Genomic DNA, 8,988 nt, shown 5'->3' on the forward strand with positions numbered 1-8,988 from the left:
TGCCGCGAGGTTTCGCAGGTAGTAGAGCTTCGCGCGGCGGACGTCGCCACGGGTGACGACCTCGATGTGGTCGATCGTCGGGCTGTGCACCGGGAACGTGCGCTCCACGCCCACCTGGAAGCTGATCTTGCGGACCGTGAAGGTCTCGCGAACGCCGTCTCCCGAGCGGCCGATGACGACGCCCTGGAAGACCTGTGCCGTCTCTCAAGGGTCGCACATGCGGCTGTGCGCAGCGCGCATCCGACGGAATGCGCCGTGGCGTGCGGACGACAGATGCCCCGGACCGCAGGGTCCGGGGCATCCGAGGCGAGAGCGCGTCAGCGGTCGCGCTTCTCCTTGATCTTGGCCTTCTTGCCGCGGAGGTTCCGCAGGTAGTAGAGCTTCGCGCGGCGGACGTCGCCACGGGTGACGACCTCGATGTGGTCGATCGTCGGGCTGTGCACCGGGAACGTGCGCTCCACGCCCACCTGGAAGCTGATCTTGCGGACCGTGAAGGTCTCGCGAACGCCGTCTCCCGAGCGGCCGATGACGACGCCCTGGAAGACCTGGATACGGGAACGGTTGCCCTCGGTGATGTTGACGTGCACCTTCACGGTGTCGCCGGGGGCGAAGACGGGGATGTCGCTGCGCAGCGAAGCCGCATCGACGGCGTCGAGAATCTGCATGATCGTCACTTCCTGCGACCGCCACAGGTCGATCGCGAGATGGGGATTGGGAAAGGTATCGTGTGCCCGAGGCGTCCGTTGCCGGCGCCGTACTCCCCTGAGGCAGAGCCTGTTCAGGGCACAAACAGCCATTCTGCCATGGATGACGAGCGCATCAAAACCGGCGTCTCACGATCCGGGCGGCGTGTTCTCGCGGATGACGATGATCTCCTCGGGATTCGACCCGCCCGTGTGCTCAGGGCGCGCGGGCGGCACGTAGCCGACCCCGCTGGCAGTGCGCAGGATCGAGACGCGCGGCCCCGTCTCGCGCCACAGCTGCCGCAGCGCCGACGACAGTGCGACGACACCGAGGACGATGGTCACGGCCAGCGTGGGCCACCACCACCGACCGTCGAAGACGCCCAGCGCGACGACGAGCACATGCCAGGCTCCGATGAGGCCGGCATCCGTCCACGAGACGGCACGTTCGGCGCGGACGGTTCCGCGGGCGCGCACGAGCAGAGCGAGCACCAGCTGCCAGACGAAGACGATCGGCGCCGACAGCAGAACCCACAGCAGCGCCCAGGGACTTGCGCCGAAGACGATCCAGCCGACGACGAGCCACAACGGCAGCACGAACGCCGCCGGAATCAGCCACCGGAAGAACGTCTGACGCAGCCACATACCTTCGATGCTACGCCGGTCAGACAGAATGGATCCTGACGAAAGGATCACGATGATCGAACTGCGCACTCCCGCCGAGCTCGAGGCGATGCGTCCCGCGGGGCGATTCGTCGCAGAGACTCTGGCGACGCTGCGGGACGAGACGAAGGTGGGCACCAATCTGCTGACCATCGATCGCCGTGCGCACGACCTGATCCGGCGGGCAGGCGCTGAATCGTGCTACATCGACTACCACCCCTCGTTCGGCGCGAGTCCGTTCGGGAAGGTCATCTGCACGTCGGTCAACGACGCCGTCCTGCACGGTCTGCCGCATGACTACGCCCTCCAGGACGGCGACCTCGTGACCCTAGACTTCGCCGTCGCCGTCGACGGCTGGGTCGCCGACTCGGCGGTCTCCTTCATCGTCGGGACGCCGCGCGACGAAGACCTCGCTCTCATCGACACGACGCAGCGCGCCTTGGATGCGGCGATCAGCGTCGCAACGACGGCAGGGCGGATCGGCGATATCTCGCACGCCATCGCCGAGGTCGCGCACGCCGACGGGTACACGATCAACACCGACTTCGGCGGTCACGGCGTCGGACGCACGATGCATGGCGACCCGCACGTCCCGAACGACGGCAAGCCCGGGCGCGGCTACCCCCTGCGCGCCGGTCTCGTGCTGGCTCTCGAACCCTGGTTCCTGCAGACGACGGACAAGCTCGTCACCGACCCGGACGGCTGGACGCTGCGCAGCGCCGACGGTTCACGCGGCGCTCACGCCGAGCACACCGTCGCGATCACCGACGACGGTCCCGTCATCCTCACCGATCGCTCGTTCCTCGGCGTCGACTGAGGCCCCGGCGCCGAGATCCTGCCCGGCGCGCCGACTATTACGGGAGAAGATCGGGCCGTCGCTCCCGTGTGCGCTCGAGCTGCTGATCTCGACGCCACTGCGAGACGCGGCCGTGATGACCCGACAGCAGCACGTCGGGCACGTCGTAGCCCCGCCACGCCGCGGGCTTCGTGAAGGAGGGGTACTCGAGCAGGCCGTCTTCGTGAGACTCTTCGACGAGGCTCTCGGGATTGCCGACGACGCCGGGAATCAAACGGCCCACAGCCTCGATCATCGCCATCGCGGCCACCTCGCCGCCGTTGAGGACATAGTCGCCGATGCTGGTCAGACTGACCTGTCCCAACGTCGCCGCGTAGGAGAACACGCGCTCGTCGATGCCTTCGTAGCGGCCGCATCCGAAGACGAGATGCTCTCCGCCGGTTGGCCAGTTCCGTGCCGTCCCCTGCGTGAAGACGGAGCCGGCGGGCGAAGGGAAGACGAAGCGGAGCGGCCCGGCAGCGTCGGCCGCGATGGCGTCCAATGCCTGGCCCCAGGGCTCGGGCTTCATCACCATGCCGGCGCCGCCGCCGTACGGCGTGTCGTCGACCGTGCGGTGGCGATCCTGGGTGTAGTCCCGCAGATCGTGGACGCGGACGTCGAGGATGCCCGCTCCGCGGGCCCGTCCGAGAAGAGAGACTTCCAGGACGTCGAAGAACGCGGGAAAGATCGTGACGACGTCGATCCGCACGTCAGACCTCGGGATCGGCCGCCGCGGCATCCGCCTCGTCGTCGTCCTCGCCGGACGTCGCCGGTTCGCGATCGTCCTCGCCGGGCAGCTCCTCGAAGAGGCCGGACGGTGGTGTGACGGTGACGGTGCCGGCGGCGACGTCGACCTCCGGCACGATGGCGGAGACGAAGGGCACGAGGATCTCGGCATCCGTGTCGTGCGTGCGCACGACGAGAAGGTCCTGCGCGGGCAGGTGGTCGACACGGACGACACGTCCGACATCGGCCCCGTCACGAAGCACAGTGAGACCCACGAGCTGGTGGTCGTACCAGGCGTCCTCCTCCTGGGAGGGGTTCTCGTCCTGATCGACCCACAGGATCGCGCGCACCATGCTCTCGGCGGCCGTGCGGTCCTCGACATCTTCGAAGAAGACGACCGGGTGGGAGTTCATCCATCGGAACTCCCGAACCGTGACCGTCTTGCCATGCCAGGGTGAGGACTCCGGCACCTGCAGCGTGAAGACGGCGCCGGGCACGAAACGGCCATCCGGATCGTCGGTGTAGAGCTCGAGCTTGAAGGCGCCCTTCAGTCCATGGGCCTTGACGAGACGCCCGACGCGCAGCTGCGTTCGCGCGGGTCCTGCGGCAGCCATCTCAGTCGTCCGCGACATCGACGCGCACGCGCGTGCCGTCGGCGAGGGCGGACACGAGCGTCCGCAGGGCCTTGGCCGTGCGTCCGCCGCGCCCGATCACCCGTCCCCGATCATCGGGGTGCACACGCACCTCCAGGACGTCGCCACGCGGCGACGAGGACGAACGGACGGTGACCTCGTCAGGGTGATCGACGATCCCCTTGACGAGGTGCTCGAGCGCGGCGGAGAGCAACGGTCTTACTCTGCGTCGGTCGACTCGGCCTCGGCCGGAGCCTCGACCTCGGCTGCCTCGGCGGCGGGCTCTTCGGCCTTCTTCTCCGCCTTGGGCTTGATGACCGACTTCTTGGCGGTGTCGACCTGGAACTCCTCCTTGGTCGCTGCCGTCTTCACGGTGGACACGGCGTCGGCGTCACCCTTGAAGCGGCCCCAGTCGCCGGTGAGCTTGAGCAGCGCGGCGACCTGCTCGGTGGGCTGCGCGCCGACCGAGAGCCAGTACTGCGCGCGCTCCGAGTCGACCTCGATGAACGAGGGCTCCTCGGTCGGGTGGTACTTGCCGATCTCCTCGATCACGCGACCGTCGCGCTTGGTGCGCGAGTCGGCGACGACGATGCGGTAGTAGGGCGCACGGATCTTGCCGAGGCGCTTGAGACGAATCTTGACAGCCACAATTCTCCTGAATGGTGTTGTGAGGTGATGAACGACGCTCGGGCTGTGGGGTGCACACCCGGCGGAGGCTCTAGGGTGGACGCGATCGCCGGATAGAGGGTCGAGCGAACGGTCCAGCGTCCTATTTTGCCAGATCGGGACGGATGCCGCGAACCATCGCCGCAGGCGTGTCAGACTGTGCCCATGACGGTGCCCTTCGCGACATCCCGCCGTTCCTCCGTCGGAGTCGAATGGGAGCTGATGCTCGCCGACGAGCGCACCGGCGACCTCGTCCCCCGCGCGCCGGAGGTCCTGGCTGCGGTGGGTGGCGGAGCGGCCCTCGAGCGCCACACGATCACGGGCGAGCTGCTGACCAACACCATCGAGGTCACGAGCGGCGTCGGCGACACCGTGGCGGCGGTCATCGACGACATCGCCGACGCCATCGCCGAGATCCGCACCGCGACCGACCCCCGCGGCATCGCCCTCCTGTGCGCCGGCAGTCATCCGTTCGCGCAGTGGTACGAGCAGGGCGTCACCGACAAGACCAGGTATCACAAGCTCATCGAGCGCACCCAGTGGTGGGGGCGGAACATGATGATCTGGGGCATCCACGTCCACGTCGGCGTGGAGGACGTGAACAAGGTGTTCCCGATCATCGGTGCCCTCACGGCCTACCTGCCGCATCTGCAAGCGCTGTCGGCGTCGAGTCCGTTCTGGGCGGGCGAGCGCACCGGGTACGCCTCCAATCGCGCGTTGGTCTTCCAACAACTTCCCACCGCCGGGCTGCCGTGGCCGCTGACCGCGTGGTCGCAGTACGAGGCATACCTCGATGACATGGTGCGCACGGGCGTCATGGAAGACGCCACCGAAGTGCGGTGGGACATTCGTCCGGCGCCGAAATGGGGCACGATCGAGGTGCGGGCGTGCGATGGCATGTCGACGCTCCCGGAGTTGGCAGCGGTGGCCGCACTGGTCCAGGTTCTCGTGGAGCACTTCTCGCGTGAGCTGGACGCCGGACGCGAACTGCCGACGCTGCAGCCGTGGTTCGTCCGGGAGAACAAGTGGCGGGCGGCGCGATACGGCACCCAGGCGCGGGTCATCGTCGACCGCGACGGCACGCAGCGTCCCGTCTCGGAGCACCTGCGCGAGACGATCGATGCCTTGGCCGACGTCGCGGTCGACCTGCACTGCGCGCGCGAGCTCGACGGAGTCGCAACGATCCTCGACGAAGGGGGCAGTTCGGCGCGTCAGCTGCTGGTCGCTGATGCCGCCGACGGAGACCTTCGCGCCGTTGTGCACCATCTGATCCGCGAGTTCCGGGCGGGCCCAACGCTGCACGACCACCTGGCCTCCCGCCTTCCCTGACGATGGGGCGAGCGCCCGCGCCGGTGCGCTGACGTGTTCCCGACGAGACCAGATCTGCGACAAAGGGCTTTCACATCCTGCCCGACGTAGAGTGACGTCGTGTCCGTCCGCAGGTTCGCCCCGACGACCGCGACGAGCGCTGCCGTGGTCGGCATCGCGGTGCTCACGATGGCGGGATGCGGCGTGGCGACACCGGATCGACCCGTTGCCGCGTCGCCCGCGGATTCGGTGCCGGCGGCGGCCGTCGACGCCGCGCGTGTCCCCGCACCCGCACCGAGCGGCGTCGTCGTCACGATCGGGGACTCGATCATGGCCGGTCTCGGTCTCGACCCCGATCAGGCGTGGCCGTCTCTGGTCGCCGCCGACACCGGCGCGGACATCGTGAACCTCGGTTGCAGTGGCGCGGGCTTCACGATCACCGGTGACTGCGGCGATGACTACGCCGGTCTCGTGCAGCAGGCGATCGCTCTGCGTCCCGCGATCGTGATCATCCAGTCCTCCGACAACGACAGCGGCGCATCGCAGGACGAGATCGACGCGTCGACGCGAGCGGCGGTCGACCAGCTGCGGGCCGCGCTGCCCGACGTGCAGCTGATCGGGATCGCCACGCTCTGGCATCTGGATTGGGACGAGCCCGACGCCATCGGCTGGTCCAGTGAGGCCCTCCAGCGCGCCGTGTCGGATGACGACGGCGTCTTCGTCTCCCTCGGCCAGCCTCTGCGAGGCCGCCCGGAGCTGCTGCAGTGGGACGGGGAGCATCCCAACAGCGACGGGCAGATCGTGCTCAGCGACGCCGTGGAGGCCGCGTTGGACGATGCGGGCGTCGTCCTGTGAGCGCTCAGCTCTTGCCGAACAGCTTCTGAATTTCCGCGAGGTCGGCCTCGCGCGGCGGCGCCGCGGGGGTGCCGAGTCCGAAACCCGAGCCGGTCGGGGCGCTGGCGGCAGCGGCCAGTCCGGCGTTCTCCGCGGCGCGCTTGGCGGGGTTGCCCGATCGTGAGCCGGCGCGGGACTTCTGCTTCCCGCGCTTCGTGGATGCGCCGGGCTTACCGCCCATCGGGCCCATTCCGGGGATGTTGGGCACACCGCCGCGCGCGACGGTCTTCATCATCTTCGCTGCCTGTTCGAAACGCTGCACCAGCTGGTTGACATCGGTGACGGTCATCCCGGATCCACGGGCGATGCGAAGTCGCCGCGAGCCGTTCAGGACCTTGGGGTTGCGGCGCTCCCCCGGTGTCATGGACCGGATGATCGCTTCGGTGCGATCGATCTCGCGGTCATCGAAGTTCTCGAGCTGCTGCTTCATCTGTCCCATGCCGGGAAGCATGCCCAGCATCTTCTTCATCGAGCCCATCTTCTTCATCTGCTGAAGCTGCTCGAGGAAGTCTTCGAGGGTGAACTGCTCGGTCGCGAGCTTCTCCGCGACCTTGCGAGCCTCCTCCTCGTCGAAGGCCTGCTGCGCCTGTTCGATGAGCGTCAGGATGTCGCCGAGATCGAGGATGCGACTGGCCATGCGGTCAGGATGGAACGCCTCGAGGTCCTCGAGGTTCTCGCCCGTGGAGGCGTAGATGATCGGGCGGCCGGTCACCGAGGCCACGGACAGGGCGGCACCACCGCGCGCATCGCCGTCGAGCTTGCTCAGCACCACACCGGTGAAGTCGACACCGTCTTGGAAGGCCTTCGCCGTGTTCACGGCGTCCTGACCGATCATCGCGTCGATGACGAAGAGCACCTCGTCGGGATCCGTCGCCGTGCGGATGTCGGCCGCCTGCTTCATGAGCTCGGCATCCACACCGAGCCGTCCCGCGGTGTCGATGATCACGACATCGTGCTGCTGGCGGCGCGCCGTCTCGACGCCGTCACGCGCGACGCGAACCGGGTCGCCGACGCCGTTGCCCGGTTCGGGTGCGTAGATGGCGGCGCCGGCGCGCTCGGCAACGACCTGCAGCTGGTTGACGGCGTTCGGACGCTGGAGGTCGGCGGCCACGAGCAGCGGCGTGTGCCCGTCTTTCTCGAGCTGTCGGGCGAGCTTGCCGGCGAAGGTGGTCTTGCCGGATCCCTGGAGGCCGGCCAGCATGATCACGGTGGGCGGGTTCTTCGCGAACTGCAGACGACGCTGCTGACCACCCAGAATCGCGACGAGCTCTTCGTTGACGATCTGCACGACCTGCTGGGCAGGGTTGAGGGCGCGATTGACCTCGTCGCCGAGAGCACGCTCGCGAACCTTCGCCGTGAACTCCTTGACGACCACCAGTGCCACGTCCGCATCGAGCAGGGCGCGCCGGATCTCTCGGACGGTGCCGTCGACGTCTGCGGGGCTGAGCTTGCCCTTCGTGCGGAGGTTGCGGAAGGTCTCTGTCAGCCGATCGCTGAGGGTGCCGAAAGTCGCCATGATCCCCTGATTCTACGGGAAGCCCCTCGCCGGCTCTGCGCTGCTGAGGCGGAGCCGGTGGCCCCGGTCACTGCGACGCGCCGGCGGCCGCCAGTGCGCGCTCGACCAATCCGCCCAGCGCCGGGCGCGGAGCCTCGGATGCCGCCCATGCCCAGACGGCGGCGAACACGGCGGCCGACAGGGCGGCGGCGTGCACGTCGGCCTCGAGGCGGGACGGCGCCCGCGGCGACCAGGTTGTCGGACACGGCGCGACTGAGGATCCCCGTACGGATCGCCCGCTCGTCGGCGAGCTCATCGGACAGCCCCATCACCGCGCCGTGGATGATGGCCAGTGCGAGGCTGTCGGCTTCGATGTCGCACACGGCCGCCCGCAGGGCAGCCGTCGGAGCTGCGCCGGCGCGCAACGCGTCGACCGCACGGCGGATGCCCTCGTCGAGCGCCGCCCACAGGACGGCGGACTTCGACGAGAAGTAGTTGAAGAAGCTCGACCGGCTCACGCCCGCGCGCTGCGTGATGGCGGCGATCGTCGTCTCCGCGAATCCCCGTTCGAGAAAGAGCTCTGTCGCCGCCTCCGCGATCGTGGAGCGCGAGGTGGCGCGGGGGCGACCCGAGGACATCTGTCCACTGTAGCGAGGCGTATTGTTGGACCCGGTCCACAAACACCGCCCTCCATTCGCGAAGGAGCCCACCATGCTCGACGTGCAGACCGTCGGCCTCGCGCCCGACTTCATTGCGTACACCGACGGGTGGGCGCTGCAGCGCGACATCCACGCCGACGTCGTCGCCGGGCAGCGCCCCGACACGCTGCTGCTCCTGGAGCACGAGGCCGTCTTCACCGCGGGTGCCCGCACGGCGCGAAACGAACGGCCCACCGACGGTACGCCGGTCGTCGATGTGGACCGCGGCGGCAAGATCACGTGGCACGGACCCGGCCAGCTCGTCGGCTACCCGATCGTTCGACTCACCGAACCCGTGGACGTCGTCGCCCACGTGCGCCGGCTCGAGCAGATCCTCATCGACGTGTGGGCACGCGGGCGTCGACGGCACCGCGTCGAGGACGTCCGG

Annotated in this window: 12 protein-coding genes and 1 pseudogene; 4 read left to right on the forward strand and 9 right to left on the reverse strand. The window is 68.5% G+C overall.

The genetic code is table 11. From position 1 onward, the window contains the following. The 3 genes and pseudogenes from rplS (I5I_RS04815) to I5I_RS04825 all read right to left on the reverse strand — a co-directional run. Positions 1–195, reverse strand: a pseudogene (gene rplS, locus I5I_RS04815) (50S ribosomal protein L19); the annotation flags it as partial. A gap of 122 nt (positions 196–317) precedes the next feature. Continuing rightward, on the reverse strand, positions 318–665 hold the full coding sequence (gene rplS / locus I5I_RS04820; protein WP_036317132.1) for a 50S ribosomal protein L19: 348 nt from the start codon (positions 663–665) through the stop codon (positions 318–320). Between the two features lie 168 nt (positions 666–833). After that, a complete protein-coding gene (locus tag I5I_RS04825) occupies positions 834–1,328 on the reverse strand; it encodes a hypothetical protein (RefSeq protein ID WP_036317102.1) in 495 nt (164 codons plus the stop codon). Between the two features lie 52 nt (positions 1,329–1,380). Between I5I_RS04825 and map the strand changes: the two genes are divergently transcribed. Then, positions 1,381–2,163, forward strand: a complete 783-nt coding sequence (gene map, locus I5I_RS04830; protein WP_036317104.1) for a type I methionyl aminopeptidase — start codon at positions 1,381–1,383, stop codon at positions 2,161–2,163. 37 nt (positions 2,164–2,200) lie between these two features. Here map and trmD read toward each other — a convergent pair whose 3' ends face one another. Genes trmD through rpsP form a run of 4 tightly spaced genes read right to left on the reverse strand, consistent with a single transcriptional unit; the run spans position 2,201 to position 4,187 of the window. Next, positions 2,201–2,890 (reverse strand): tRNA (guanosine(37)-N1)-methyltransferase TrmD, encoded by a 690-nt coding sequence (trmD, locus tag I5I_RS04835; RefSeq protein WP_036317106.1) that lies wholly within the window; start codon positions 2,888–2,890, stop codon positions 2,201–2,203. Position 2,891: 1 nt separating this feature from the next. Beyond that, positions 2,892–3,521 (reverse strand): ribosome maturation factor RimM, encoded by a 630-nt coding sequence (gene rimM / locus I5I_RS04840; RefSeq protein ID WP_036317109.1) that lies wholly within the window; start codon positions 3,519–3,521, stop codon positions 2,892–2,894. A 1-nt stretch (position 3,522) separates the two neighbouring features. Continuing rightward, a complete protein-coding gene (locus tag I5I_RS04845) occupies positions 3,523–3,753 on the reverse strand; it encodes an RNA-binding protein (protein WP_036317111.1) in 231 nt (76 codons plus the stop codon). 5 nt (positions 3,754–3,758) lie between these two features. Then, positions 3,759–4,187, reverse strand: a complete 429-nt coding sequence (gene rpsP, locus I5I_RS04850; protein ID WP_036317112.1) for a 30S ribosomal protein S16 — start codon at positions 4,185–4,187, stop codon at positions 3,759–3,761. Positions 4,188–4,370: 183 nt separating this feature from the next. On the opposite strand from rpsP, the gene I5I_RS04855 reads away from it, so the two are divergent. Continuing rightward, complete coding sequence (locus tag I5I_RS04855; protein WP_036317114.1) at positions 4,371–5,534, forward strand: glutamate--cysteine ligase; 1,164 nt, start codon at positions 4,371–4,373, stop codon at positions 5,532–5,534. Positions 5,535–5,633: 99 nt separating this feature from the next. Continuing rightward, on the forward strand, positions 5,634–6,368 hold the full coding sequence (locus I5I_RS04860) for an SGNH/GDSL hydrolase family protein (RefSeq protein ID WP_036317116.1): 735 nt from the start codon (positions 5,634–5,636) through the stop codon (positions 6,366–6,368). Positions 6,369–6,372: 4 nt separating this feature from the next. Here I5I_RS04860 and ffh read toward each other — a convergent pair whose 3' ends face one another. Then, complete coding sequence (gene ffh, locus I5I_RS04865; protein WP_036317124.1) at positions 6,373–7,923, reverse strand: signal recognition particle protein; 1,551 nt, start codon at positions 7,921–7,923, stop codon at positions 6,373–6,375. Then, a complete protein-coding gene (locus tag I5I_RS04870; protein ID WP_239640020.1) occupies positions 7,890–8,540 on the reverse strand; it encodes a TetR/AcrR family transcriptional regulator in 651 nt (216 codons plus the stop codon). The genes ffh and I5I_RS04870 overlap by 34 nt, the downstream gene beginning before the upstream one ends. 73 nt (positions 8,541–8,613) lie before the next feature. On the opposite strand from I5I_RS04870, the gene lipB reads away from it, so the two are divergent. Next, the coding region (gene lipB / locus I5I_RS04875; RefSeq protein WP_036317127.1) for a lipoyl(octanoyl) transferase LipB at positions 8,614–8,988 on the forward strand (375 nt) is incomplete at its 3' end.

Source organism: Microbacterium sp. B24 (assembly GCF_000333415.1).
GTDB lineage: Bacteria > Actinomycetota > Actinomycetes > Actinomycetales > Microbacteriaceae > Microbacterium.